Below are 26,458 nucleotides of genomic sequence, written 5' to 3' on the forward strand. Positions count from 1 at the left end.
CGGCATGCCTCCCACGCGCCGTTACGTCTCTCCGCTGCGCGAACAGGCGGCCGCACGGACGCGCGCGCTGATCCTCGAACACGCCACGGACCTGTTCGCCGAGCGCGGCTACGGCAGGATCACCGTCGCCGACATCGCCTCGGCGGCCGGTGTCGCCTCGAAGACGGTGTTCGCGAGCGTCGGCAGCAAGAGCGACATCCTGAACCTGATCGTCGACCGCGCCGTGATCGCCTCCGGTTACGAACAGAACATGAGGGAGCTGCTCGAACTGCGGAGCCCGGATGCGGTCCTCACGACCCTGGCCCACGGCACGCGGCTGGGTAACGAGGGGCAGTTCGCGGTGATCGAGGCGGTCCACAAGGCACTGCCCGTCCACGAGAACAGCGAGGCGCTGTGGGAGCGCATGACGGCCGCGTACCGGGACGCGCTGCACACCGCCGCCCGCCATCTGCACACCCTCGCTCCCCGGCCGTCCCACTCGGCGAAGGAGACCGGCGACCTCCTGTGGTACTGGTTCGGCCCCACCGGATGGCGCACGCTCGTGGTCGAGAACGGCTGGTCGTGGGACCGCGCGGAGGAGGTCCTCCGCGACACGGCGGTCGCCACGCTTCGCTGACCCGTCGGCCCGAACGCGCCGACTGCAACCAGAGCGCCCCGCGCTGTCGTCGGAACCCCTAACTACTCATGTTTGTAGGGGTAGTTGGCAACCGAGAGCGCTGACGTGCGCCACACTCGTCACAAGGGTGCGGGCACAGGGGTGGGAGTGACGCATGGCCGGGTGGAGACCAGTCCTGGCAGTGGCGGCGGGGACGCTGCTGCTGGCGGGGTGCAGCAGCGGGTCGGGCGACGAGCCCAAGGCGGAGGGGACGCCGAAAAAGAGCTCCGGGGCGTCGCCCTCGGCCTCGGCGTCGCCGGTGAACGAGCCGTACACGCTCGCCGAGGACCGGGCCCCGAGGACGCGGGCCGAGGCCGTCGCATTCGTTCGTGAACTCACCGTGCGCCCCGACTACTTCGGCACCGGATACCGCAAACGCGATCCCTTCGAGAGCGATCCGGCCGAGTGGGCCGTACTCGGCGAGGACTGCCTGTGGCGGCGCGAGGGGCTGCCGGGCACCGTGCTGGCCAGTCTCACGCGGATGTACGAGCTGCCGGCGAAGGGCGGCAAGGGGCCGGTGTACGTGTCGTTGACCGTCACCGTGCACCAGGACGTCGTGTCGGCGCGGCGCGACATGGCCGGGTCGTTGGAGGAGGCGCTGCGCTGTCCCGAGCAGCAACTGAACGCCACGGACCGGGTCCGCGGCCTGTACTCCCAGGCCGACGCGTTCACCGGCGGGCGGACCGTGATCTCCGACGACGACCTGACGGAGAGAGGGAACTGGGTCGCCGACGGCGGCAAGGCGCATCCCTTCGACTGGTACAAGTTCCGCATGGGGCCGGTCACCGTGGCCGCGACCGCGCGGCACGGCTCGGGCCGGACCGAGGCCGAGGACTCCACCGTCACCACCGACATGGCCAAGGGAATGACCTTCGTCGCGGCGAGCATCGACAGCCGGGGCAAGGCGGGCGACGCGAGTGCCACCGCGGAACCGACCGAGCCGAAGGGGGCGGGACAGTGAGCGAGCCACTGCGGTCGTCCGACCCGTCCCGCATCGCGGGGTTCCGGCTGCTGCGGCGGCTCGGTGCGGGCGGCATGGGCGTCGTCTACCTCGGGCGCACCGACTCCGGGGCACTCGCCGCGGTCAAGGTGATCCGGGGAGAGGGCGCCGGCGACGACGGTTTCCGGGCCCGGTTCGCGCGGGAGGTGGAGCTGGCGCGGCGGGTGGACAGCCCCTGGGTGGTTCCCGTCCTGGACGCGGACGCCGAGGCACGCGAGCCGTGGCTGGCCACCGTGTTCGTCCCCGGGCCTTCCGTCGCCGAAGCGGTCGCCGCGCACGGCCCGCTGCCGTCGCAGGCCGTACGCGTCCTGGGCGGACTGCTGGCCCAGTCGCTGGACGCCGTGCACACGGCCGGGCTCGTGCATCGGGACGTCAAGCCGGGCAATGTACTGCTCGCTCTGGACGGACCGCGCCTGATCGACTTCGGCATCGCGCGCGCCACCGACGACACGGCGCTGACCGCGTCCGGGCTGGTGGTCGGCACCCCCGGTTTCCTCGCCCCGGAGCAGGCCGAGGGGCAGCCCGCCACGTCTGCGAGCGACGTCTTCGCGCTGGGCTGCGTACTGGCGTACGCCTCGACCGGCACGCCGCCCTTCGGCACCGGTGCACCGGATGCCCTGGTGTACCGCACGGTCCACGACGAGCCGGAACTCGGCGATGTGGAGGGCGAGTTGCGGTCCCTGGTGGAGCGCTGCCTGGCCAAGGACCCGGCCGCGCGGCCCACGGCCGACGACGTACGGGGCCTGCTCGCCGACGACGCTCCGGACGCCTCCGGCGGCTGGCTCCCCGACTCCGTCGCCCGGATGGTCGCCGCACGGTCCGCCGAGAGCCTCGCCTTCCCGGACGTCGAACCCACGGTCGTGGACGATCCGGCCGTCCCCACCGGTCACCCGGGACGGCGCCGACTGCTGCTGGCCGGCGGCGCGCTGCTGCTCGCGGGCGGCGGGACCGGAGCGGCGGTGTGGGCGTCGGGGGACGACGAGAAACCGTCCACGGGCGTCGGGCGTCCCGTGTACGTCCTCGGCGTGCACACGACCACCGGCACGGCCGAGGCCGCCGTCAGCCGGGCCTCCGAACGCGCCGCCCGCCTCGCCGTCGCCCAGCACAACGCCACGCCCAAGCGCTCCTACGACCTGAAGGTGAAGGTCCTCGCCGACCGGGGCGACGCGGACACCGCCCGGGAGGTGGCCCGTACGTTCACCGCCGACCGGGACGTCGTCGCCGTGCTGGGACCGGTCGCCGAGCTCCCCATGCAGCGGGCCGCGGCCGTCTACGGTGCGGCGGGGCTGACCCATGTCTCCAGCAGCACGGGCCAGCAGGACTACTTCCTGACGTCGCCTAAGACCTCGTTCCAGAGCGGCCCCGCCCACGCCGCGCTCGGCGGCTGGATCGGACTGCACGCCTACATCACGCAACAGGTGGTGCCGGCCGGTGTCGTGATCGACCGGGCCGGGGGCTCCGCCATGCAGGACGAGGGCACCCAGGTGGTCGGCAACTGGCGCAACATCCTCAAGAGCGAGGTCGTGCCCCGCGTCGTCGCGGAGGACACGGACGACGGACCGAAGGCGGTGCGCGAACTGCTCGCCGCCGGCGTCAAGGCCCTCGTGTACCTGGGCGCCCTGGACGCCACCGTCCGCACGGCCCGGTCCTTGGCCGCGGCCCGCTTCACCGGGCCACGCTGGATGCAACACCAGCTGTACGGCTCGGACTTCCCGCGCCTCGCCGGCGCGGCGGGCGAGGGCTGGTACGTGGTCACGGACGCCGCTGACCCCTCCGTACTGACGACGAAGCGGGCCAAGGACTTCACCGCGGCCTGGCGGAAGCGGTACGGCAGCACTCCGGAGCCGTACGCGACCGAGGCGTACGACAGTGCGGGGATGCTGCTCGCCGAGTTCGCCCGTACGGTCCCGGCGGGGGCACGTCGGCGGCCGGTGCGGGCCGATCTCGCCGTGCGGCTGGCGAAGGTGAAGTACCAGGGCATCGCCCGGACGTACGCCTTCGGCGACTTCCACCAGTACGACAACAGCTCGACGGGCTGGGCGGACGAGACCTTCGTGCACGAGGTCCGCGGCGGGCGGTTCAGGCAGCTGGGATCGCTCGGCGATCTCAATCGCGCGGCGCAGAGCCAGGGCTGACCGAGGCTCGGATCCGACGAGCGGGAACGACTACGAAACGGAGGCGGCTGCCGTGGAACGGCTCCTGCCCGCCGATCCGTCCGTGATCGGCGGGCACCGGCTCGCCGGGCGGCTCGGCGCGGGCGGCATGGGCGTCGTCTATCTGACGCGCTCGCCGCACGGCGCGTGGTGCGCGCTGAAGGTGATCCGCGCCGAGTACGCGGACGACCCCGGCTTCCGCGCGCGCTTCCGCCGCGAGGCCGAGCTCGCGGCGCGCCTCACGAGCCGGTGGACCGTGCCGGTCGTCGCGGCCGACGCCGATGCCCGCTCCCCGTGGCTGGCCACCGCCTATGTCCCTGGCCCGTCCCTCGCCGAGGCCGTGGCGCTGCGCGGACCCTGGCCCGAGGCGCAGTTGCGCGGGCTCGGTGCCGTGCTGGCCGAGGCACTGGAGGGGGTGCACGCGGCCGGGCTGGTCCATCGGGACGTGAAACCCGCGAACGTGCTGCTGGCCGCGGACGGGCCGCGGCTGATCGACTTCGGGATCGCGCGGGCCGTCGGCGCGACCGCGCTCACCACGGACGGCTCCGTCGTGGGCTCCCCCGGCTACCTCTCCCCCGAGCAGGCCCGCGGGCACACCGTCGGCCCGCCGAGCGACGTCTTCTCGCTCGGCTGCGTCCTCGCCCACACGGCCACCGGCCGGCCGCCGTTCGGCACCGGCGGCGCCGCGGCCGTGCTGTACCGGACCGTCGGGGAGGAACCGGACCTGGACGGCATTCCGGAAAGCCTCGGCCGGACCGTACGGCGATGTCTGGCGAAGGACCCGGAGCGGCGCCCCAGCACCCGTGAACTCCGCGACGTCTTCGGCGAGTTCGCCGTGGCCGAGTGGTTGCCCGAAGGGCTGCCGGCCCTGGTCGCCGCCCGTGCCGCGCGCGTCCTCGACCTGCCCGTTCCCGACCCCACCATGCTCGCCGAAACATCCCCCCTGGACACGCCCCCCTCGCCCACCCGGCGGCGCCTGCTGGTCGCGGGGGCCGCGCTCGGTGTCACCGCGGTGGCCGGGGCGGGCGCGTGGTGGGAGTGGGGCCGGTCCGCCGCGTCGGCGAACACCGGCTCCGTACGGCGCGACCGCCACGTGGTCACGCTGCTCGGCACCCCCAACGACCCCTATTTCACCAACCACAAGCTCGGCGCCCTCCTCGCCGTCGAGCGGCACAACCAGGACGCCCGGCGCGCCGTCGACCTCGTCCTGCGCACCGCGGACGACGCCGGCACCGCGAAGGGCTCCGCCGCGGCGGCCACCCGGCTGGCCGCCGACCCGGACGTCTCCGTGGTGATCGCCGCAGGCACGAACGCGACCGTGCCCGCGGCGCTGCCGCCGTGTACTAAGGCCCGGCTGACCGTGCTCATCACCCGGGCCGACACCGGCGCGCTCGACGTCGTCAACACCACCAGCGCCCTCGTGCTGCGCGTCACCCAGATCGTCGGCCCGTTCGCGGCGGTGATCTATCTGAACCGGGTCGTCAAACCCGCCCGCACGGTGATCGTGCACGACCTCGCCACCGAGGTGGAGAGTCTGGCCACGGTCCGCATCACCACCGTCTACGGCAAGCTCGACGGCGGGACGTCGGTGGAGGAGGTCGCCGCGGACGAGGACTTCACCGGGGCCGCGCGTCGCATCGCCGCCCGCCCCCTCGACGCCGTCTTCTTCGGCGGGGTGAGTCCGGACCGCGCCGCGGCCTGCGCCCGCGCCCTGCGGGACGCGGGCCATCGGGGCGCCCGGGTCGCGGGCGAGCACGTCCTGGGCGCCCCCTTCCTCGCCGCCGGCGAGGACTGGAGGATCAGCACGGGGTACACCGACGCGAGCGCCGACTCCCGTACGAAGACGTTCGCCGCCGCGTTCCGCGCCCGCCACGGACACGCGCCTGGCCCCTGGGCAGCCGAGGCGTACGACGCCGTCCGGTTCGCCGCCCACGGCCTCGCCTCCGTCGGGGACGACGGCCGCACCGCCCTGCGCTCGGAACTCCTGCGCCGCTCCTGGCAGGGCATCACGCGCCTCATGAGCTTCGACGCCTCCACGCAGTTCTTCCAGGCCGGCGACGACGGCGGAGGGTTCCTGTTCCGGGTGACCGGCGGGGCCGCCCGCTTCGTGGCGCGGTCCGCCGACATCGGCAAGAAGTCGTGAGCCGTCGTGCAACTCCCTTCGGGCGTAGGGGAGTTGCACGACGGTCACGCGCCGACGTACGCCGCCAGGTGCTCCCCCGTCAGCGTCGACCGCGCGTCGACCAGGTCGGCCGGTGTCCCCTCGAAGACGACCTTTCCGCCGTCGTGGCCGGCGCCGGGGCCGAGGTCGATGATCCAGTCGGCGTGGGCCATGACCGCCTGGTGGTGTTCCACGACGATGACCGACTTCCCGGAGTCGACCAGCCGGTCGAGCAGGCCGAGCAGTTGCTCGACGTCGGCGAGGTGGAGGCCGGCGGTGGGCTCGTCGAGGACGTAGACGCCGCCCTTCTCCGACATGTGGGTGGCCAGCTTGAGGCGTTGGCGTTCGCCGCCGGAGAGAGTGGTGAGCGGCTGGCCGAGGCTGAGGTAGCCGAGGCCCACGTCGGCGAGCCGGGTCAGGATCCGGTGCGCGGCCGGGGTGGCCGCCTCGCCCGCGCCGAAGAACTCCTCGGCCTCGGTCACCGACATGGCGAGCACCTCGCTGATGTCCCGGCCGCCGAAGTGGTACTCCAGCACGGACGCGTCGAACCGTTTCCCCTCGCAGTCCTCGCAGGTGGTGGCCACGCCGGCCATCATCGCCAGGTCGGTGAAGATGACGCCGGCGCCGTTGCAGGTGGGGCACGCCCCCTCGGAGTTGGCGCTGAACAGGGCCGGCTTCACGCCGTTGGCCTTGGCGAAGGCCTTGCGGATCGGTTCGAGGAGTCCGGTGTACGTCGCCGGGTTGCTGCGGCGCGAGCCGCGGATGGCGCCCTGGTCGACCGACACCACGTTCTCGCCGGCCGGGATCGACCCGTGCACCAGCGAACTCTTGCCGGAGCCCGCGACGCCCGTGATGACGGCAAGGACGCCGAGCGGAATGTCGACGTCCACGTCGTGGAGGTTGTTGGTCGCGGCGCCGCGGATCTCCAGCGCGCCGGTGGGCTTCCGCGTCGACTCCTTGAGAGAGGCCCGGTCGTCGAAGTGCCGGCCGGTGATGGTGCCGCCGGTGCGCAGTCCCTCGACGGTGCCCTCGAAGCAGACGGTGCCGCCCGCCGTACCGGCGCCGGGGCCGAGGTCGACGATGTGGTCGGCGATCGCGATGGTCTCCGGCTTGTGCTCGACGACGAGCACGGTGTTGCCCTTGTCGCGCAGGCGCAGCAGCAGGTCGTTCATGCGCTGGATGTCGTGCGGGTGCAGTCCGATGGTGGGCTCGTCGAAGACGTACGTGACGTCGGTGAGCGAGGAGCCGAGGTGGCGGATCATCTTGACGCGCTGTGCCTCGCCGCCGGACAGCGTGCCGGCCGGCCGGTTCAGCGAGAGGTAGCCGAGGCCGATCTCGACGAACGAGTCGAGGGCCTGTCGCAGCGCGGCGAGCAGCGGCGCCACGGACGGCTCGTCGAGGCCGCGCACCCAGTCCGCCAGGTCGCTGATCTGCATCGCGCAGGCGTCGGCGATGCTGATGCCCCTGATCTTCGACGAGCGGGCGCCCTCGTTCAGGCGGGTGCCGTCGCAGTCGGGGCAGGTGGTGAAGGTGACGGCGCGGTCCACGAACTCCCGGATGTGCGGCTGCATGCCCTCGCGGTCCTTGGCGAGCATCGACTTCTGGATGCGCGGGATCAGACCTTCGTAGGTCATGTTGATGCCCGCGATCTTCATCCTGGTCGGCTCGCGGTGGAGGAAGTCCTGCAACTCCTTCTTCGTGAACTTGCTGATCGGCTTGTCCGGGTCGAAGAAGCCGGACTCGCTGTAGAGCCGGGAGTTCCAGCCGCCGCCCGTGTAGCCGGGGACGGTGATGGCGCCCTCCGCAAGGGACTTGGAGTCGTCGTAGAGCTGGGTGAGGTCGAGGTCGGTGACCGAGCCCCGGCCCTCGCAGCGCGGGCACATGCCGCCGGTGATGCTGAAGCTGCGGCGCTCCTTGACCTTCTGTCCGCCGCGTTCCATGGTGACCGCGCCCGCGCCGCTGATCGAGGCGACGTTGAAGGAGAAGGCCTTGGGCGAGCCGAGGTAGGGCTTGCCGAGCCTGCTGAAGAGGATGCGGAGCATCGCGTTGGCGTCGGTGGCGGTGCCGACCGTGGAGCGCGGGTCGGCGCCGAGCCGTTGCTGGTCGACGATGATCGCGGTGGTCAGTCCGTCGAGGACGTCGACCTCGGGGCGGGCCAGCGTCGGCATGAAGCCCTGCACGAAGGCGCTGTACGTCTCGTTGATCAGCCGCTGCGACTCGGCGGCGATCGTGTCGAACACGAGCGAGCTCTTGCCCGAGCCGGAGACACCGGTGAACACCGTCAGCCGGCGCTTCGGGATCTCGACGCTGACGTCCTTGAGGTTGTTCTCGCGCGCCCCGTGCACGCGGATCAGGTCATGGGTGTCGGCAGCGTGCGGCTCGGACGACCGCTGGTCCGTCCTCGTGGCCTTGCTCATCGTGTCTTCCCTCCGTGTCCACCGGGCCGGCCCGTCGTCGGGTCCGCCGGCTGCCCCCACGCTAGAGGTGCGGTGCGGGTCCGCGCTTCTCGAATCCTGACCGAAGGGACAACCGAAGGGACAACCGTCCCGCCTACTGATCGCCGCGCAGATACCGGGTGACCATGTCCACCAGCTCCTGCTCGAACGTCTCGACCGGGACGGTCCGCGGGTCGGCCATGAGCTTGTGGGTGTTGATCTCGACGGTGAACACGATCAGCTCGGCCGCGGTGTCGAGGTGCCGCACATGGACGTCCGGGTGCCGGGCGAGGAGGTCGCGCACCTGACCGACGCGAGCCTTTCCGTGCCGCTCGACCGTGTCGCGCAGTTCCTGCGAGACCGGTGCCTCTTCCATCATGATCCGCAGCAGTTGCGGGTCGTCGCGGTGGTTGTCGATCGCGTCGCGGACCAGCGCCCGCACCGTCGCCTCCAGCGTGCCGGGAGACAGGTCGAGCTGTTCGGCCTGCGTCCACATGCCGCGGTCGATGTGCCGCACCAACAGCTCGGCGAGGACGGCGTCCTTGTTCGGGAAGTACTGGTACAGCGAGCCGATGGAGACGCGGGCGCGTTCGGCGATGCGGTTGGTGGTGCCCGCCGCGTAGCCGTGCTCGGCGAAAACGTGAGCAGCGGCGGTGAGGATCCGCTCGCGGGTGAGTTCGGCGCGCACCTGGCGGGGCTTGCGACGTGGCTGGAGACGGTGGTCGGCCGACGGCATCCGGGTGCCTCCTCAAGGCGCGAAAAGCGAGTAGCCAAAGAGCTGAGCCATTGCTCACAATATAGCCATGAGCTGCGAGAACAAGGCCATGGCCGATCGCGGCCCGGTCCGCTCGGGCTCGGGCTCGGGCTCCGGCTCCGGCTCCGGCTCCGGCTCCGGCTGAGAGGAATCCCCGTGCGGCGAGCGAACCCGTGGAGCGCCCTGCGTCGGCTGACGACGGAGGCCGAGGTCGAGGCGACGGTCGGCCGCCCCGCGTCGGTGATCATGCTCAAGCAGATCAGCGCCCTCGACGAGGGCTGCCGGACCGTCCTCGCCGGCTGCCCGATCGCGGCCGTCGGATACCGGGACGCCGACGGCACCAGCAGGACGACCTTCGTCGGCGGCACACCGGGTTTCGCCCGCGTCCACTCGCCCACACGCCTCTCGTTCGCCCTGCCCGGGCCCGGCGACCCGCACGGTCCGATCTCGTTCTTCTTCCTCCTGCCGGGCGTCGGGGAGGTCCTGCGGGTCAACGGCTCGCTGGCCGCGCGGCAGGGCGCGGAGACGACCGTCGACATCCGGGAGGCGTACGTGCACTGCGCGCAGGCCGTCCTCCGGTCCCGCCTGTGGCAGCCGCCCTCCCCGGCCGAGCCGGTCGCCGGGATCACGGGGGACGGGCCCCTGTGCCGACCCGGTGTCGTGGAGTTCCTGGCCGCCGCTCCCTTCCTCGCCCTGTCCACGTGGGACAACTCCGGTGGCAGCGACACGAGTCCGCGCGGGGACCGGCAGGCGGTGGCGCGTGTCCTGGACGGCCGCACGCTCGTCGTCCCGGACCGGAAGGGCAACAAACGCGCCGACACGCTCCATAATCTGCTGCGGGACGACCGGCTGTCGTTCGCCGCGCTCGTGCCGGGCCGCAGCGGTGTGCTCCAGGTCCGCGGCCGGGGCGCGATCACCGACGATCCCGCGCTGCTGGAGACGATGGCGCTGCGCGGGATGCCGCCGCACCTGGCGCTGCTCATCGACGTCGAGCACGCCGAGGTGACCGGCAACGACGCCGTGGCGCGCTCGCGGCTGTGGACCCCCGGCGCCCACCTCGGCCGGGACACGGTGCCCGACCTGATGGCGCTGGGCGGAGAGCACCTCGCCGCCGGTTCGGCCGCCGCCGAGAGCGGTCCGCCCGCGTTCCTGCTGCGGGCCGTCGGAGCGATCCCGGGGATGACCCGCCTGCTGCGGCTGGTGATCGACCGTCTCTACCGTTCCGGCCTGCGGAAGGAGGGCTACGAGGACGACGGGCCCACAACGCGCGGGCGGCACCGCGGCTTCCCGCGCCGCCGCCCCGCCGACGCCGGACGTCCGGTCACCGGCGGACGAACGGTCACCGGCGGACGGGTGGAGGATCCGCTGCGGGAGGTGCGCGTCGCCGAGATGCGCGGCGAGACGCCGAGCGCGGTCACCCTCGTGCTGGAGGACGTGGGCGAGAACCCGGGATCGTTCGACTTCCGGCCCGGCCAGTTCTTCACCCTGGTCGCCGACATCGGCGGACGCCCGGTGCGGCGGGCCTACTCGGCGTCGTCGGCACCCGGTTCGCCCCGGCTTGAGGTCACCGTCAAGCGGGTCGAAGGCGGCCTGTTCTCCACCCATGCGCACCAGAGTCTCCGGGTCGGCGACCGCATCGCGGTGCGCGGTCCGTCCGGGTCCTTCCACGCCGAGCCACAGCCGCCGGACGAAATCGTGCTGGTCGCGGCGGGCAGTGGCGTGACACCGATGATGAGCATGATCCGCACGCGGCTCGCCGTCGGGTCGGGCCGCGACCGGATCGCGCTGCTCTACAGCAGCCGCACCACCCAAGAGGTCATCTTCGCCGAGGAGTTGACCCGGTTGGTGAAGGACAACCCCGGCCGGCTGTCGGTCACCCACGTCCTGACCCACCGGGACGGGCGCCTCGACGCGGACGGCGTACGTCGCTGGATCACCGGTCTGTCCCCAGCGCTGGGCGCCCATTACTACACCTGTGGTCCGGTCCCACCGGTGGCCCCCTGCCGGCCTGGGAGCCGGGCGCGCACGTGGAATTGACCCTGCCCTCGGGACTGCGGCGGCCCTACTCGCTGTGCGGGGAGGTGGCGGACAGCGAGGCGTGGACGGTCGCCGTGCACCGCGTGCCGGAGGGGCGTGGCGGCTCCCGGGAGATCCACGAAACCGCCCTGGTAGGACGGGAGTTGGAGGTACGCGGGCCGATCAACAGGTTCCCGCTCGTGCCTGCGGCGGGCTACCTCCTGCTGGCCGGCGGTATCGGCGTCACCCCGCTGCTGCCGATGGCCCGCGAACTCACCGCCCGCGGCCTGCCCTGGCGACTTGTCCTGGGCGCCCGCGACCGCTCCCGGCTCGGGTACGCCGAGGAGTTGGTGGCGTTGGGCGGGGACCGGGTGCTGCTCGTTCCGCAGGACGAGGTGGGGCTGCCGGACCTGGCCGCCGAACTCGCCGCCGTCCCGTCCTCGTACGCCGTCTACGCCTGTGGCCCGCGACCGATGCTCGACGCGGTGACGGCCCTGTGCCGGACGGCGGACCCGGCGCGGTCACCGCACGTCGAACGCTTCACCGCGGCCGACGGGACCGAGCCCGTCCAACTCGACGCGCCGAGCGGGGAGTTCGAGGTGGTGCTGGCCCGTTCGGGGCTTCGGTTGACCGTGCCCGCCGACCGTTCCGTGCTGGACGTCGTACGGGAGAAGCTCTCGGATGTGCCCTTCTCCTGCGAGGAGGGCTACTGCGGCACCTGCGAGACGCCGGTCACGGCCGGGCTCCCGGACCACCGCGACACGGTGATCGAGCCGTCCGAACGTCCCACCGCCACCACGATGATGATCTGCGTGAGCCGCTGCGACTCACCGGTGCTGGAGCTGGATCTCTAAGCGCGGCCTTTCGCCAGGCGATGCAGCAGGGCCCGAGGCCGGTACGGGACGACCTCGGCCAGGGAGATGGCGGTGCTGGTCCGGTCGACCCCGTCGATGGCGAGGATCGCTTTGGTGATGCGGTGCAGGTCCGCGGTGTCCTTGGCGACGACATGCGCGAGGAGGTCGGCGTCGCCGGTGGTGTAGTGCACCTCGATGACCTCGGGGAGGTCGAGCAGTCCCTCGTGGACGCTCTCGGGCTCGGCCTGGCTCACCGCGAGCGACATGAACGCGACCAGGCCGTACCCGAGGGCGCCTGGGTCGACGCGTCGACTGACGGGCTTGAGCACGCCGTCGGCGGCCATCCTCCGCAGCCGGGCGTGCACGGTGTTCCGGGCCACGCCCAGGGTCTGCGCCAGGGCGAGGATCGTCGCGTCCGGGTCGTCGTCCAGGGCCAGGATGATGCGGGCGTCCAAGGGATCCATCAGCGTCATGGCGTGCATTCTGCCACCATTGATGCTGGGCATTGAGCATCTGTCGCACTGGACGGAGCCGGTATTGCGCGGATGCCCTGCGATGTGGTCAGGGTGGTGAGCCGTTCCACGCCTCCGCCCTGATGAAGGACCGCCCGCCATGGCCTTGAGCTCGCGCCCCACCGGTACCGGTCGCTCCTGGGTCGTCATCGTCGCCGCCGGAGTCGCCGCCGGGCTGCAGGTGTGGAAGGTGCCGCCCGCGGTGCCGTTCCTGCGGCACGATCTGTCGCTGAGCCTGGTCCAGGCCGGGACTCTGCTGGGGATCGTCCAACTGGCCGGGATGCTCGGGGGACTTGCCGTCTCGCTCCTGGCCGAGCTGATCGGTGAACGGCGCTGCCTGAGCGCGGGGCTGGTTCTGCTGTTCGTCGGTTCGGCGGGCGGGGGCTTCGCCTGGTCGGCGGCGCCGCTGCTGGCCTCGCGGGCGGTCGAGGGCGCCGGTTTCATCCTGGTCGCGGTGAGCGGACCCGGGCTGATCCGGCGTACCGCACCGCCCGGTCGTTTCACCACGGCCATGGGCTTCTGGGGCGCTTACCAGGGCATCTCCACCTTCGCCGGGCTCGTCATCGGCGCGCTGGTCCTCCAGGTGATGCCGTGGCGGGTGTGGTGGTGGGGCATGGCCGTGGTCGCGCTGCTGCCGTTGCCGTGGGTCCTGGCCCGGGTGCCCCGTGACGACGCGGCCGGTGTGCGGGGCGTCGCGAACGCCCTCGCCCGGATCGGCCGTACCGTCCGCGCTCCCAGACCGTGGACGGCCGGGCTCGTCTTCGCCTGTTACACCCTGCCGTGGATGGCCGTGGTCGGGTTTCTGCCCACCATCTATCGCGACGGCGGGATGACGGGCAGTTGGCCGGGTGTACTGAGTGCCTTGGTCGGGGCGGCGAACGCGGTGGGCTCGATCGCCACGGCGGCGCTCATGCGACGCGGCCTGCCCACCCGCGTCCTTCTCGCCCCCGCGTTCGTCGTCATGGCTGTCACGTCCGTGCTGGCCTTCGCCGTCGACTGGCACCGCCTCCCGGCAGGTACCGCCGGGCAGTTCGCGTGTGTGGCGGTCTTCTCGCTGACCGGCGGCGCGATACCGGCGACCTTGCTGCGCATGATCGGTGAGCTGACGCCGGCCGGGGGCTCCGCTCCCGCGGCCATGGGGCTGATCCAGCAACTGTTCAACGCCGGCAGTTTCATCGGCCCGACGCTCGCCGCGTGGCTTGCGACCCGTACCGGCGACTGGCACTCCACCTGGTGGATCACCTGTGCCTGCGCGGCCGTCGGTATCGTCCTCGGGCTGCGCCTCGGTGACCGATCCGGAGCCGTTACGGCAACTTCCGTTCCCCAACCCGCTGTTGGAGTCCGGTGCGGAGGGGATCGTCGTCGGGCAGGCCGAGTTCGGCGGTGAGGACGAGTGCGCGGGTCCACACCTCGTGGGCCGCCGCGGACTGCCCCGCGCTGCGATGGCTGTCGCCGAGGCAGATCAGGCAGGCGGCCTCGCTGTGGCGGTCCCCGGTGGCGTGGAACAACCGGGCCGCCTGCCGGTAGTGGTCGACTGCCTGTTGGTATCGGCCCAGTTGATGGTGGATGTAGCCCAGGCTGTCGGAGGTGTGGGCCTGCCCGGCCACGTCTCCGGCCGCCCGCGCGAGTTCGAGGGCCTGCTCGCAGTGTGCCAGCGCGCGGAGATGGTCGCCGAGGTTCGCCTGTCTCCAGCCGATGTGGTTCAGCGCCGCGGCCTGTCCCGCCCGGTCGCCCGCGGCCCGGTAGTGCTCCAGACTCCGGTACGCGTGTTCCAGCACGAGCTCGGAACTGCCCTGTTCCGCCGACATCCGCGAGAGATGCTGATGGGTCCGGGCCTGGCCCGCGTCGCTGCCCAGCGCGGCGAAGAGTTCGAGTGCCCTCAGATAGTGCTCCCGGGCCCGCTCCGGACACTTCAACCGGTCCAGGGCCAGCCCCAGACCTCGGTGCGCGCCCGCCCGTCCGGCCAGGTCGCCCTCCCGTTCGGCGGCCACCAGGGCGCTGCGCGCGGCAGTGAGCAACGACTGCCAGTATCCGTGCCGGTCCAGGAAGGTGGCCAGTACCGTGACCAGCCGCCACACATGACCGTCGAAGCCTGGCCGCGGCTGCCGCACGATCTCCAGCAGCACCGGGTGCTCGGCGACGAACCAGGCCAGCGCCCGGCCGTAGTCCTCGAACTCCAGCGGGTTCGCGCCGGATTTGGGTGCGGGCACGTCCACCGGATTGGGCTGCGGGGTCACCAGTACGTCGGCCGCCCGCGCGGAGTGCAGATAGTGGTCCATCATCCGGCGCAGCGCCGACCGGCGTTCCCACTCGTCGTCGTACGCGGTCACGAGTTCCCCGGCGTAGACGCGCAGCAGGTCGTGGAAGGCGTACCGGCCTGGCGCGTGCTCGACCAGCAGGTGGCCGCCGGTCAGTTCGGCCAGCAGCGCGCGGACGCGTTCGGGGGGTGCCCCGGACAGTGCGGCGGCCGCGCGTCGGTCGAGGTCGGGTCCCGGGTGCAGGGCCAGCAGGCGGAACAGTCGGGCGGCGGCGGGGCTGAGCGCGCTGTAGGACCAGGAGAACACCGCCCGTACCTGGCTGGACTCCTCGCCGCCGTCCAGCGCGTCCAACCGGCCGCCCGCTTCCCGGAGTTCGTCCGCGAGGGCGCCCAGCGGGCGGCGTGGCTGCGCGGCGGCGCGTGCCGAGACCACGGCCAGCGCGAGGGGCAGTCCCGCGCACCAGGTGACGACGTCCGCGACCGCCGCCGGTTCGGCCGCGACGCGGCCCGCACCGAGCCGTTTCGCCAGTACGTCCCGTGCGCCGGCCGGTGTCAGCGGGTCCACGGCGAGCAGATGGGCGCCCTCGGTCGCGGCCAGCCCGGTCAGCCGGTTGCGGCTGGTCACCAGCGCCATGCAGCCGACCGAGCCCGGCAGCAGTGGGCGGACCTGTTCCTCGTCGCGGGCGTTGTCGAGGACGACCATCATCCGGCGCCCCGTCAACAGGCTTCGGTACAGGCCGACTTGTGCCTCCAGTCCCGGCGGCATCCGCTCCGGCCGGACCCCGAGCGCGTCGAGGAATCCGCGTACCGCCTCGGTCGGCGGCACCACCGACCCCTGCGGGTCGAACCCCCGCAGGTTCACGTACAGCTGCCCGTCGGGGAACGCGCTCTCCACCCGGCGCGCCCAGTGCACGGCGAGCGCGGTCTTCCCCACGCCCGCCATGCCCGACACCGCCGAGATGACCACGGCGGCGGACTCTCCCTCGGCCGAGGCGAGGATCGCGGCGAGCCGGGCCAGCTCTCCGTCGCGGCCGGTGAATCCCCGTACGGCCATGGGGAGTTGGGCGGGAAGCTCGGTCTGCCGTATCACCGCCGACGGCTCGGGATGTCGTATCACCGCCGATGGCTCGGGACGCCGGGGCGACGTGGGGCGGTGGCCGCGCAGGATCGACTGGTGGAGCTGGCGCAGGGCCGGTCCTGTGTCCGTGCCCAGTTCCTCGGCGAGCCGTTTGCGGACAGCGGCGTAGCAGTCCAGGGCCTCCGCGCTGCGGCCGGTCTCGTGCAGGGCCCGCATCAGGGCTTCGGCCAGGGGTTCCGCGAGCGGATACTCGCCGAGCAGGCCGGTCAACGGGCCGATGACGGGGGCGGGATCGCCGTGGCGCAGTTCGGCCCGGGCCCAGCCGACGGCGGCGTCCTGGTGCTGGCGCCGCCAGGCCTCGCGCATGCGGGCCGCCCACTCGCCGTTCAGACCGGACAACGGCTCTCCGCGCCACAGGTCGAGTGCCTCGCGCAGCAGCCCCGCCCGCGCGGGGTCGGCAGGGGCCGCCGCCCGTGCCTGGTCGACCAGTTGGCGGAAGCGGTACACGTCCACCTGGTCCGGACGGGCCTCCAGGAGGTATCCGCCGGAACGGCGCACCAGTGATAAGGGTTCCCGCGCGGTCTCGGCGGCCTGCTCGCACATCCGCCGTATCCGGGCGACATGGGCGTGCACCGCGCCGCGCGCGCCGTCCGGCGCGTGCGGGCCCCAGACCCGCTCGATGACCGCGTCGACGGCGACGGGCCGGCCGACGTCCACGGCCAACGCGGCCATCACGGTGCGGCGTTGGGGCGGGCCCACCTCGACCGCGCGCCCCTCCGCCGACAGTTCCACCGGCCCGAGCAACTGCACGTCCACCATGGTGTGCGCCTCCCCCTGCACAAAGCCTCCTCCTTTTCTTCACGGACGCGTGTGCGGCGCGACAAGACTTCGACAAGGTTTCCTGTCACACACCGGTGCGAATCTGCTGGGGTACGGACGGGGCGTCGACCGCGTCCCGTCGACGTACGACGGCAGGGCCGTCGCCTGGCGGCTGCGCAACAGGCAAACGGGGGCGAGACGTGTGATCACACGGGGAGTGATGGCACCTGAGACACGGGTGCCGGTACGGCGGCCGGAGACCTTACCGGCGGCCACCGAGAACGCCGGCGGAAGGAGCGTGCTGGAAGGGGCCTTCGCACTGCTGGAGGCGGTGGAGCGGGCCTTGGAGGCGGGACCGACGAGGCTGGCGTCCGACTGCGGACTGCCCAAGACGACCGCATACCGCCTGCTGGAACAACTGGCGGATCTGGGCGCGGTCGAGCGGTGCGGCGGGAGTTACCGGGTGGGCCCGCGGATGTTCCGCCTGGGGCGCGCGTGGCAGCCCCATCCCCGGCTGCGCGCCGCGGCACGGGAACCGATGCGGCGGCTGGCGCAGCTCACGGGCACGACGGTGGGCATCGCCGTCCTGTGGAAGGGCGAGACGCTGATGGTCGAGTGGTGTCCCGAGGACGCCCGCCGACCGGATCCGCTGGAGACCCGGATGACCTGGCCGTGGTTCACCGCGGCGGGCAAGGTCCTGGTGGCCACGGCCGCCCCGGCACCTCTGCTGGGACCGCTGCCCGCGTCCTGGGCGCGGGACGCCGAGGCGATACGGGAGCGCGGTGCCGCGTTCGACCGGGAGGAAGTGGTAACCGGCGTGTGCTGCGCGGCAGTTCCGCTGATCGGGGTGCGCGGCACTCCGGTGGCAGCCCTGTGCGTCCTCACCGATCCGGCCCACCACCTGGAACGGCTCGCGGAGACCGCGCGCCGGACGGGGCGGGTGATCAGCGCGGGGCTGCGGAGGCGCTGAGGGACGGTCGGGGGCACTGATACGACGGGGACTGCGACGCGCGGTCCGGCGATCGGGCGGGGACGGCCACCGGCCGCACCGCCGGCCCCGTCTTCGAACACGCCGGGCGCTCGGTCAGGGGCCGAGCGCCCGGCGTGCTGCTCTCCGTGACCGGGCCGCGTCCCGCACGAGACATCGGTCGCTCGACCGTTGCCGAGGTCAACACCCCTGAAAACCCCTGCGGTTCCCACCGAACCCCGTCGTACGCTGACGGCCGCTGTCTGCCGAGGGAGGACACATGGGGATTCGAAGCCTGACCCGCACCGAAGCCGAACGCCGGGCCGCGCTGATCGCGGTCGAGCGGTACGAAGTGGACGTCGATCTGACCGCGCTGCCCGACGGGCCGGAGGTCCGCTCCGTCTCCACCGTGGCGTTCACCTGTCGTGAACCGGGCGCCGAGACCTTCGTGGACTGTGCGGCACGGGTGCTGAGCGCGACGCTGAACGGCGTGGAGCTCGCCCCCGGCGAGGACGGCCGGATCCCGCTCCACGGTCTCGCCGGGCACAACGTGTTGCGCGTGGAGAGCGTCCAGGCCAACACCACGTCCGGCGAGGGCGTACACAAGGCGACGGACCCCGCCGACGGCGAGGTGTACGTGTGGATGAGCTTCGAACCGGACGAGGCCCACTTCGTGTGGGCGTGCTTCGACCAGCCCGACCTCAAGGCCCCGCACGCCTTCACCGTCACTGCCCCGGCCACCTGGACCGTCACCGGCAACTCCGGCGACGCACGCGTCGAGGAGCTGGACGGGGCCCGCCGCTGGACCTTCCCGGACACCCCGCCCCTGTCGACGTACAACACGGTCGTCAACGCGGGCCCCTTCCACGAGGTGCGCCGCGAGGCCGACGGCCACAACTTGGGCCTGTACGCCCGCCGTTCGCTCGCCGAGGTCCTCGAACGCGACGCCGACGAGATCTTCACCCTCACCCGCCAGGGCCTCGCCTTCTACGCCGAGGCCTTCGCCATGCCGTTCCCGCAGCGCCGCTACGACCAGGTGTTCGTGCCCGAGTTCGGCGGGGCGATGGAGAACTACGGCTGTGTCACCTGGTCGGACGCGTTCCTTCAGCGGGCCGCGCCGACCCCGGCCGAACACGGGCTCCTGGCAAGGGTGTTGCTGCACGAGATGGCACACATGTGGTTCGGCAACATCGTCACCATGCGCTGGTGGGACGACCTCTGGCTGAACGAGGCGTTCGCGGAGTTCGCCTGCCACTGGGCGGCCGAGCGCGCCACCCGGCACACGGACGCGTGGGCGAGCCATCTCATGATCGGCAAGATCCGCGCGTATCTGGCCGACCAGGGCCCCGCCACGCACCCGATCCACCAGCCCATCCACGACGTGGCCCAGGCCGCGTCGATCTTCGACAGCATCACCTACCCCAAGGGCGCCTCCGTCCTCCAGCAGCTCAAGACGTACGTCGGCGAAGAGCAGTTCAGGGCCGGCATGGCCGGCTACTTCGCCCGGCACGCATGGGGCAACACCACGCTCCAGGACCTGATCGACTCCCTGTCCGAGGCCAGTGGCCGCGACCTGGACACCTGGCGCACCGCCTGGCTGGCGACGGCGGGCACTGACCGCTTCTCGCTGGAGCTCGACGGCGACTCGGTCACGCTGGTGGCCGCCGGCAGCCCGCGTCCGCAGGTGCTGGCGGTGGGCGCGTACGCCAGGAACGGCGACGCGCTGGAGCGCCGGGCGCTGGTGCGCGTCGAGGTGACGGACCCGCGTACCGCGATCACCGGCCTCCCGCCCGCCGCCGACGTCCTGCTGATCAACGACGACGACCTGACCTTCGCGACGACCCGCCCGGATCCCACGACCAGGGACGCCCTCTTCCGTACGGCGGCGCAGTTGCCCACGGCCATCTCCCGGGGTGTGGCGGCGGCCACCGTGTGGGACATGCTCACGACCGGCGAGGCCACGGCGGCTGAGGCGGGGCGGTGCCTCACCTCGGTGCTGGCCGCCGAGACGTCCGACGCGGTGATCGAGCCGTATCTGACCCTCGCCGCGAACATCGCCGAACTGTGGGCGCCGCCCGCCGACCGCGTCGCGTTGTCGGCGGAGGTCGCGGCGGCCTGTCGAAGCCTCGCCGCGGACCCCGGCCGCCGTCAGGTCGCGCTGCGTGGCCTGGCGCGTACCGCGACGACCGCGGACGATCTCGGCTGGCTCCGCCAACAGGCCGGTGACGACGTCGACTTGCACTGGCGTGCGCTCATCCGCGAGGCGGAACTGGGCGGCGACGTCACGGCGGAATCCGACCTTCTGCTCACCCTCGACCCGGACCCCGACGCCTGGCTCCGCGCCCTGACCGTGCGGGCCGCCCTGCCCGACGCGGCGACGAAGGCGGAGGTCTGGCAGCAGATGGCCGTGGACCGTACGGTCCCCGTCAACTCGGTCGGCCTGGTGGCAGCCGCCTTCTGGCGCCCCGGCCAGGACACACTGCTGGCGCCCTACGCCGAGCGCTATCTGGAGGCGCTCCCGAAGCTGCACCAGGGCGGAATGATCCTGGCGATGAGCTATACGCGCCGTCTGTTCCCGCTGCACGCCATCGACGCCACGTACATCGAGCGGGCCCGGCATGCCTCCCAGGAGGCGGTGCCGGTGGTCCGTACAACCCTCCTGGAGCGCTCGGACGAGGTGAGCCGGATGCTCCGCGCCCGGGGTGGATCGGTCTGACCTGCTCGGAGCTCCGGACGAGGCAATCGCAGGGCGGCCCGTCAGTCCGCCGGTGGGGTCGGCCCGGGCGCGGACCGTTCCGGGTGCGGATAGGACGGCTGTACCCGCAGCGGGCGGGCCGCCCAGCCGGGCAGGTGCCAGTTCCAGCCTCCGAACAGGGAGACGAGGGAGGGAACGAGCAGCATCCGCACGATGGTCGCGTCCAGCAGGATGCCGATGCCGAGGCCGGTCGCCAGCGTCTTGAGATCGGTGCCCGGTCCCGAGGCGAGTGCGGCGAAGGCGAGGAAGAGGATGAGTGCGGCGCTGGTGACGAGTCGGCCGGTGCGGCCGATGCCCTCGATGACCGCGTCGTCGGTCGAGTGGCCGGCGTCGTACTCCTCCCGGATGCGGGAGAGGATGAACACCTCGTAGTCCATGGACAGTCCGAACAGGAACGCGAAGATCATGATCGGGATCCAGAACGTGACGGCGCCGGTCGCGGCGATGCCGAAGAGCGTGTTGGAGCCATGGCCGTCCTGCCAGAACAGCACCATCAGGCCCAGCGTCGCCGCCAGCGAGATCAGGTTGAGCAGCACCGCCTTCAGCGGCAGCAGCAGGGAGCGGAAGGCGCGCACGAGCAGGATGTACGTCAGCAGCGCGATGATCGTGAGCATCAGCGGGAAGTTGCCGTAGACGGCGTGCAGGAAGTCGATCTGTGCCGCGCCGACGCCGGCGACACCGACGACACCGGGCAGGTGCTCGGTGGCGCTCTTGACCCGCCTGACCACATCGACGCTCTTCGAGTTCACGGTCTCGGTGTCCGGGATGACGACCACGATGCTCTGTCCGCCCTGGTTGCCGGCGGGCCCGGTCGGCACGAGCACGCTGGTCACGCCGTCGACCTTGGTCAACTCGGCGGCGACGGGTTTCGCCTGGTCGGTGCTGACCAGGACCTCCATCGGGGTCAGCGCGCCGGTCGGGACGCCGCCGCGCTCCAGGGTCTGCAGGGTGTCGTAGGCCGGGCCGTTCTTGGCCAGCGATTCCGAGGAGGCGAGGCCGATCTTGATGCCGAGGAAGACGCCGACGAGGGCCGCGAGGGCGGCCAGTGCGGCGGCGGCCGCGATCCAGCGGCGCCGTACGACCGCGGCGGTCCAGCGGCTCCAGAACCGGCTCGCCCGGTTCTCGTGCCGGATCTTCGGCCAGTCGACCTTCGGTCCGATGCCGCCGAGGATCGCGGGAGTGAGGGTGAGGGTGGTCAGCACGCTCGCGAGTGGGATGAGCGCGCCGCCGTAGCCCATGCTGCGCAGGAACGGGACCGGCAGGACCACCAGCGAGAGCAGGCCGATGGCCACCGTGACGCCGCTGAACACGATCGCATGTCCGGCGTGCTGCATCGCTACCACGACGGCGTCGTGGTTGTCCCGGCCGCGGTCGCGCTCCTCGCGCCAGCGGGTGACGAACAGCAGCGAGTAGTCGATCGCCACGCCCAGGCCGATCAGGGCGACCAGGAACTGCACGATGAACGACATGTCGGTCAGGTAGGTGAGCGGCAGGAGCATCACGAAGGTCGCGAGGATCGACACCGCGGCGACGAGCAGCGGCAGCAGGGCGAGGAAGGAGGCGAACACGAAGGCGAGGACGGCGAGTGCGCCGACGGCGCCGAGGAGCGTCTCGCCGAGCACACCGGGCCCGCCCCCGTCGTCGCCGCCGGAGGCCAGCGCGTCCTCGCCCGTCACTCCGATCACCGCACCCGCCGGCATGGCCTTCTCCGCCGCCGCCCGGATCGGGTCGGTCAGCAGTTTCTGGCTGGGGGACGGGTTGAACCGGTAGAACACCAGCGCGTAGGCGGTGCGGTCGTCCTTCGTGCGGAAGGCCTTGTCACCGGTGTTCGCCTCATCGATCAGCCGCACGCCCGGTACCGCCGTGCCGACGGCCGTGAAGACCCGCCCGACGTCCGCCTCGTGACCGGTGATCGTCTGCCCTGCCGGAAGGGTGACCGCCACCAAGTAGGGGTTGGTGTCGCCGCCGCTGCCGAAGGCGTCCTCGATCTTGTGCGCGGTCACGGTGCCGGGCTGTCCCGGCAGGGAGAAGTCGATCGTCAGCCGGTCCGTGGTGCGACCGGCCAGCAGGATGCCGGCGACCAGCACCAGACCCCAGAACGCCACCACCGCTTTGCGATGCCGCAGAACGAATTCGGCCCACCGTCGCATACCGGACCTTCCCCGGATCGTTGGTTGCGCGAGTTTAGCCCGCCGCCCAGTTTCTCCGCTATCGGAGCGATCCATCCGTTTTGACGGGATCCGGAAGCGCGGAATCCGCACCCACCGCCTCGGGAAGAAACGGCGCCGGAGGGGGCGTTGCCTTGTGAGTAGTAGTGGATCACCACCGGAAGTCTGAGAACGGAGCAGTCGAGGTGAACGACGCGATAGACGCCGACACCCTCAACAGGGCGGAGGAGGCTGCTCCCACGCCCGACGTATTGGAGCGGGTACGGCGGAACCGGCGGCACACCCTGGAGCTGCTCACCGTCTGCGCCGTGGGGCTCGTCCCGTGGACGGTCCTGCTGGCGATGACGCTGCCGTCCGGGTACGAGGTCCATCAGTGGCGCCTGGCATGGGTCGGTTTCGACATCCTGCTCGTGGTCGCGATGGCGTCCACCGCGCTGCTCGGCTGGCGGCGGAACCGCGCCGTCATATTGGCGGCGCTCACGACGTCGGTACTGCTGATCTGCGACGCGTGGTTCGACGTGTCGCTCGCCTTCGGCACCTCGGAGGTCTGGTGGTCGGCGGCGTTGGCGCTGTTCGTCGAACTGCCGCTGGCCTTCTACCTGATACGCCGGGTGATGGGGATGATCTCGCTCGCCCATTGGCCGTCCGTGGAAGCGGACACCCGGCTCACCGAATGACCCGCTTTGCCTCTGTGGCAACGGTGAGGTTTTCGCAACTCCCCTTTGTTCCCGATGACTTCGTTCGGAAATCCCCGGGGCTGAAGTTGGTCGCCATGGAGAGCGGCGAGGTGGCAAGACCTCGGCGCGCGGCATGGAGGATGTCATGCCCGAGATGTATTTCGATGTGCGCTGGCCCGACGGTCTGACCCAGCGCTGCTATTCACCCTCCACGATAGTCGAGGACTACTTCACCCCGGGTGCCGCATACGAGCTCGCCGAATTCGTCGAGCGCAGCCGTACGGCACTCGGTATCGCCGGTGACCGGGTACGGGAGAAGTTCGGCTTCTTCTGCACCGGCGCCTCCGACCAACTCGCCCGGATAGAACGGACGGCCGCCGCGTACGGCGACATCGGCGGCGCCAAGGTCACGGTCGAATCCCTCACCGGCGCCGACGGGAACCCGCGATGAGCCCCGCGACACGACTGTCCGGCACGCACTACTCGGTGGCCGTCGTGGGCGGTGGCCAGGCGGGACTGTCCGTCAGCCACGAACTGCGCGAACGCGGCATCGACCACGTCGTGATCGAGGCCCACCGGGTCGGACGCGAGTGGCGCGAGCGCCGCTGGGACTCCTTCTGCCTGGTGACCCCCAACTGGCAGTGCAGGCTGCCCGGTTACCCCTACCAGGGCGACGATCCCGACGGCTTCATGGTCCGCGACGACATCGTGCGGTACCTGGAGGGCTACGTCGCCCACTTCCGCCCGCCGCTGGTCGAAGGCGTGACGGTCACGAGGCTGCGCCGCTCCCCGAGCGGAGTCTTCGAACTCGCCACCACCGAGGGCGACTTCACCGCCGACCAGGTGGTGATAGCGACCGGCCCCTACCACGCCCCCTCCCTCCCCCCGATGGCCCAACGCCTCCCCGACTCCCTCACCCAGGTCCACTCCTCGCGCTATCGCAATCCCGCCCAACTCCCCCCGGGCGCCGTCCTGGTGGTCGGCACCGGCCAGTCCGGCTGCCAGATCGCCGAGGACCTGCACCTCGCCGGACGCCAGGTCCACCTGGCCGTCGGCAGCGCCCCGCGCGTGGCCCGCTTCTATCGCGGCCGGGACTGTGTGGCGTGGCTGGACGAGATGGGTCACTACGCGAAGAGCATCGACGACTTCGACGACGCCGGCGCTGTCCGGATGCGCGTCAACCACTACGTCACCGGACGCGACGGAGGCCGCGACATCGACCTGCGCGCCTTCGCCCGCGACGGTATGCGGCTGTACGGCCGCCTCACCGAAGTCGGCGGTACGGAACTGGAGTTCGCCGACGACCTCAAGGTGAACCTCGACCACGCGGACGCCGTGGCGGAGGGCATCAAGGACGCCATCGACGCCCACATCACCGCCCATGGCATCGCGGCACCGGACGAGCCCCGCTACGTACCCGTGTGGGAGCCGGACGAGCAGCCGCGCGAACTCGACCTGGACCAGGCCGACATCACGTCCGTCGTCTGGTCGACCGGATTCCGCCGGGACCACCGCTGGATAGAAGCACCGGTCTTCGACGGCCGCGGCTACCCGATGCACTGGCGCGGCGCGACCAGTGTCCCCGGCCTGTACTTCCTGGGCCTGCCCTGGCAGCACTCATGGGGCTCGGGACGCTTCGAAGCGGTGGGCAGGGACGCGGAGTTCCTCGCGAACCACATCGAGGCGTCACGCCGCCTGGCCGACGTCTGCGGCACCCTCACCGGCGCCCCCACCGACCTCGCCTCCGCCCTCCCGATCGGCTGAGGCGGAGCAAAGAGGAGACGAAGAGGACGAGGAACGGGACGACACTCATGGTCCATGACGCGCACCGCCACATCGGCGTCCTGCCCGCCTACCCCTTCTACGGCGGCCCGCCGGTCAACCCCGACACCACCGCCCGCGCCACGGTCAAGCAACTCATCGCCGACCTGGACGCGGAGGGCACCGAACGCGCTCTGGTCATCCCGAACTACGGCGTCCCGGACCCCGCGATCGCCTTCTCCTTCAACGAGTTGGTGATCGAGGCCGCCCAGACCGACGACCGTATTCGGGCCGGCCTCTGGGTCTCCCCGCGCCCCGAGGACGAGCAACGCACCACCCAGGCACTGGAGTTGGCGGGCGAGCGGGGCGTGAAGGCGCTCAAGCTCAGCTTCCTGCTCGGCGGCCGCCCGACGGATCCGGCCTGCCGCCCTCACCTGGACCGTATCTTCGCCGTGGCGGCCCGGCACGGGCTGGTGGTGCACGTCCACACCTCCCCCGGTGCCGCCTCCGACATCGACGAGGTCGGCCACCTGGTTGACTGGTACGCCGACCAAGTCCCCGTCCATCTCGTGCACTTCGGCGGCGGGATGAGCGGCCACATCAAGCTCGCCGGTTCCCGGTTCTTCGACTGGATCACCGCCGGCAAGCACGTCTACACCGACCTCTCCTGGGCCATCGGTTTCACTCCCCGCTGGCTGGCCCGGGAGATCGAGCGCCGCGGCATCGGCCACGACCGGGTGCTCTTCGCCAGCGACCAGCCTTGGGGCGACTTCACGGGCGAGTACGCCCGCCTCGCCGAAGCGACCGGCGGCGGCGAACTCGGCGACCTGGTCTTCAAGGACACCTTCGCCGCCCTCTACGACTGACCGACCTCCCCTCTCAAGTCCGGTACGTACAAGGAGACAGCCATGTCCGAAACCGTCGAACTCAGCGAGATCGAGCAGCGGTCCCTCAACGAGATCCCCCACCCGTCGCTCCCCGACGGCACCAGCATCTACGGCGCCACAAAGGTGTTCCCCGACTACAAGGCCGAGGACGGCGAGACGTACTTCACGCTCGTCCACGGCATCGCCCACGAGTCCTCGGTCTCCTTCGTCGCGGTCCTCCAGGCGACCCGCGCCCTGCGCAAGGGCTTCGAGACGGCCATCTACTTCTACGGCCCGGGCTCCCTCAACTGCCTTGCCACGCGCGGCTTCCCGACCACCGGCAACTCGGCCTTCCCCGGCGAGCACAACATCAACAACCAGCTCAAGACCTTCATCGCCGAGGGCGGCAAGGTCTTCTGCTGCCGCTTCGGCCTGTCCCTGCACGGGGCTCGCGAGGAGGACCTCATCGAAGGGGTCATCCCGACCCACCCACTGGACGTCCAGGACGCGCTGATCCACTACGCGCGCAAGGGCGCCATCATCAACTCCACCTACCAGCTGTAAGGGGGC

At 71.6% G+C, this 26,458-nt stretch carries 19 protein-coding genes; 14 read left to right on the forward strand and 5 right to left on the reverse strand.

Annotated elements, in window-relative coordinates; genetic code table 11:
* Positions 1 to 4: 4 nt before the first annotated feature.
* From SPR02S_RS44775 to SPR02S_RS44790, 4 genes are all read left to right on the forward strand, one after another.
* On the forward strand, positions 5 to 616 hold the full coding sequence (locus SPR02S_RS44775; RefSeq protein ID WP_019063576.1) for a TetR/AcrR family transcriptional regulator: 612 nt from the start codon (positions 5 to 7) through the stop codon (positions 614 to 616).
* Positions 617 to 770: 154 nt separating this feature from the next.
* Positions 771 to 1,616, forward strand: a complete 846-nt coding sequence (locus SPR02S_RS57760; RefSeq protein WP_245607730.1) for a hypothetical protein — start codon at positions 771 to 773, stop codon at positions 1,614 to 1,616.
* Positions 1,613 to 3,790, forward strand: a complete 2,178-nt coding sequence (locus SPR02S_RS44785; protein WP_019063578.1) for a bifunctional serine/threonine-protein kinase/ABC transporter substrate-binding protein — start codon at positions 1,613 to 1,615, stop codon at positions 3,788 to 3,790. The genes SPR02S_RS57760 and SPR02S_RS44785 overlap by 4 nt, the downstream gene beginning before the upstream one ends.
* 52 nt (positions 3,791 to 3,842) lie before the next feature.
* Entirely contained in the window at positions 3,843 to 5,951 is a 2,109-nt protein-coding gene (locus tag SPR02S_RS44790) for a bifunctional serine/threonine-protein kinase/ABC transporter substrate-binding protein (protein ID WP_019063579.1), read from the forward strand.
* 44 nt (positions 5,952 to 5,995) lie between these two features.
* On the opposite strand, the gene SPR02S_RS44795 is transcribed toward SPR02S_RS44790, so the two are convergent.
* Positions 5,996 to 8,386 carry an ATP-binding cassette domain-containing protein gene (locus SPR02S_RS44795; protein WP_019063580.1) on the reverse strand — a complete coding sequence of 797 codons (2,391 nt, stop codon included), beginning with the start codon at positions 8,384 to 8,386 and terminating at the stop codon, positions 5,996 to 5,998.
* Positions 8,387 to 8,519: 133 nt separating this feature from the next.
* Positions 8,520 to 9,140, reverse strand: a complete 621-nt coding sequence (locus tag SPR02S_RS44800) for a TetR/AcrR family transcriptional regulator (RefSeq protein WP_019063581.1) — start codon at positions 9,138 to 9,140, stop codon at positions 8,520 to 8,522.
* A gap of 174 nt (positions 9,141 to 9,314) precedes the next feature.
* Between SPR02S_RS44800 and SPR02S_RS44810 the strand changes: the two genes are divergently transcribed.
* On the forward strand, positions 9,315 to 11,195 hold the full coding sequence (locus SPR02S_RS44810) for an FAD-binding oxidoreductase (RefSeq protein ID WP_019063583.1): 1,881 nt from the start codon (positions 9,315 to 9,317) through the stop codon (positions 11,193 to 11,195).
* A complete protein-coding gene (locus SPR02S_RS44815) occupies positions 11,186 to 12,028 on the forward strand; it encodes a PDR/VanB family oxidoreductase (RefSeq protein ID WP_245607731.1) in 843 nt (280 codons plus the stop codon). The genes SPR02S_RS44810 and SPR02S_RS44815 overlap by 10 nt, the downstream gene beginning before the upstream one ends.
* Here SPR02S_RS44815 and SPR02S_RS44820 read toward each other — a convergent pair.
* A complete protein-coding gene (locus SPR02S_RS44820; RefSeq protein WP_026151450.1) occupies positions 12,025 to 12,501 on the reverse strand; it encodes an Lrp/AsnC family transcriptional regulator in 477 nt (158 codons plus the stop codon). The two genes, SPR02S_RS44815 and SPR02S_RS44820, sit on opposite strands and share 4 nt — an antisense overlap.
* A 139-nt stretch (positions 12,502 to 12,640) precedes the next feature.
* Between SPR02S_RS44820 and SPR02S_RS57765 the strand changes: the two genes are divergently transcribed.
* The gene (locus tag SPR02S_RS57765; protein ID WP_019063586.1) at positions 12,641 to 13,927 is read left to right on the forward strand and encodes an MFS transporter; all 1,287 of its coding nucleotides are present in this window, start codon (positions 12,641 to 12,643) and stop codon (positions 13,925 to 13,927) included.
* On the opposite strand, the gene SPR02S_RS44830 is transcribed toward SPR02S_RS57765, so the two are convergent.
* Positions 13,845 to 16,715, reverse strand: coding sequence for an AfsR/SARP family transcriptional regulator (locus SPR02S_RS44830; protein WP_019063587.1), 2,871 nt, complete (start codon positions 16,713 to 16,715; stop codon positions 13,845 to 13,847). The genes SPR02S_RS57765 and SPR02S_RS44830 overlap by 83 nt on opposite strands.
* Before the next feature lie 199 nt (positions 16,716 to 16,914).
* Between SPR02S_RS44830 and SPR02S_RS44835 the strand changes: the two genes are divergently transcribed.
* Positions 16,915 to 17,664, forward strand: coding sequence for an IclR family transcriptional regulator (locus SPR02S_RS44835; protein WP_245607732.1), 750 nt, complete (start codon positions 16,915 to 16,917; stop codon positions 17,662 to 17,664).
* 277 nt (positions 17,665 to 17,941) lie between these two features.
* On the forward strand, positions 17,942 to 20,377 hold the full coding sequence (gene pepN, locus SPR02S_RS44840; RefSeq protein ID WP_019063589.1) for an aminopeptidase N: 2,436 nt from the start codon (positions 17,942 to 17,944) through the stop codon (positions 20,375 to 20,377).
* Positions 20,378 to 20,418: 41 nt separating this feature from the next.
* On the opposite strand, the gene SPR02S_RS44845 is transcribed toward pepN, so the two are convergent.
* Entirely contained in the window at positions 20,419 to 22,566 is a 2,148-nt protein-coding gene (locus SPR02S_RS44845; protein WP_019063590.1) for an MMPL family transporter, read from the reverse strand.
* A 203-nt stretch (positions 22,567 to 22,769) separates the two neighbouring features.
* On the opposite strand from SPR02S_RS44845, the gene SPR02S_RS44850 reads away from it, so the two are divergent.
* The 5 genes from SPR02S_RS44850 to SPR02S_RS44870 all read left to right on the forward strand — a co-directional run bounded on the left by SPR02S_RS44850 (position 22,770) and on the right by SPR02S_RS44870 (position 26,452).
* Entirely contained in the window at positions 22,770 to 23,261 is a 492-nt protein-coding gene (locus SPR02S_RS44850; RefSeq protein ID WP_019063591.1) for a hypothetical protein, read from the forward strand.
* A gap of 145 nt (positions 23,262 to 23,406) precedes the next feature.
* A complete protein-coding gene (locus tag SPR02S_RS44855; protein WP_026151451.1) occupies positions 23,407 to 23,712 on the forward strand; it encodes an MSMEG_0570 family nitrogen starvation response protein in 306 nt (101 codons plus the stop codon).
* A complete protein-coding gene (locus SPR02S_RS44860) occupies positions 23,709 to 25,025 on the forward strand; it encodes an MSMEG_0569 family flavin-dependent oxidoreductase (protein WP_019063593.1) in 1,317 nt (438 codons plus the stop codon). Before SPR02S_RS44855 ends, SPR02S_RS44860 begins: the two co-directional genes overlap by 4 nt.
* 47 nt (positions 25,026 to 25,072) lie before the next feature.
* Positions 25,073 to 25,888: an amidohydrolase family protein gene (locus SPR02S_RS44865; protein WP_019063594.1), complete on the forward strand. Its 816-nt coding sequence runs from the start codon at positions 25,073 to 25,075 to the stop codon at positions 25,886 to 25,888.
* A gap of 42 nt (positions 25,889 to 25,930) precedes the next feature.
* Complete coding sequence (locus tag SPR02S_RS44870) at positions 25,931 to 26,452, forward strand: MSMEG_0572/Sll0783 family nitrogen starvation response protein (RefSeq protein ID WP_019063595.1); 522 nt, start codon at positions 25,931 to 25,933, stop codon at positions 26,450 to 26,452.
* The last annotated feature ends 6 nt before the right edge of the window (positions 26,453 to 26,458 follow it).

This window comes from Streptomyces prunicolor NBRC 13075 (assembly GCF_000367365.1).
Taxonomy (GTDB): domain Bacteria; phylum Actinomycetota; class Actinomycetes; order Streptomycetales; family Streptomycetaceae; genus Streptomyces; species Streptomyces prunicolor.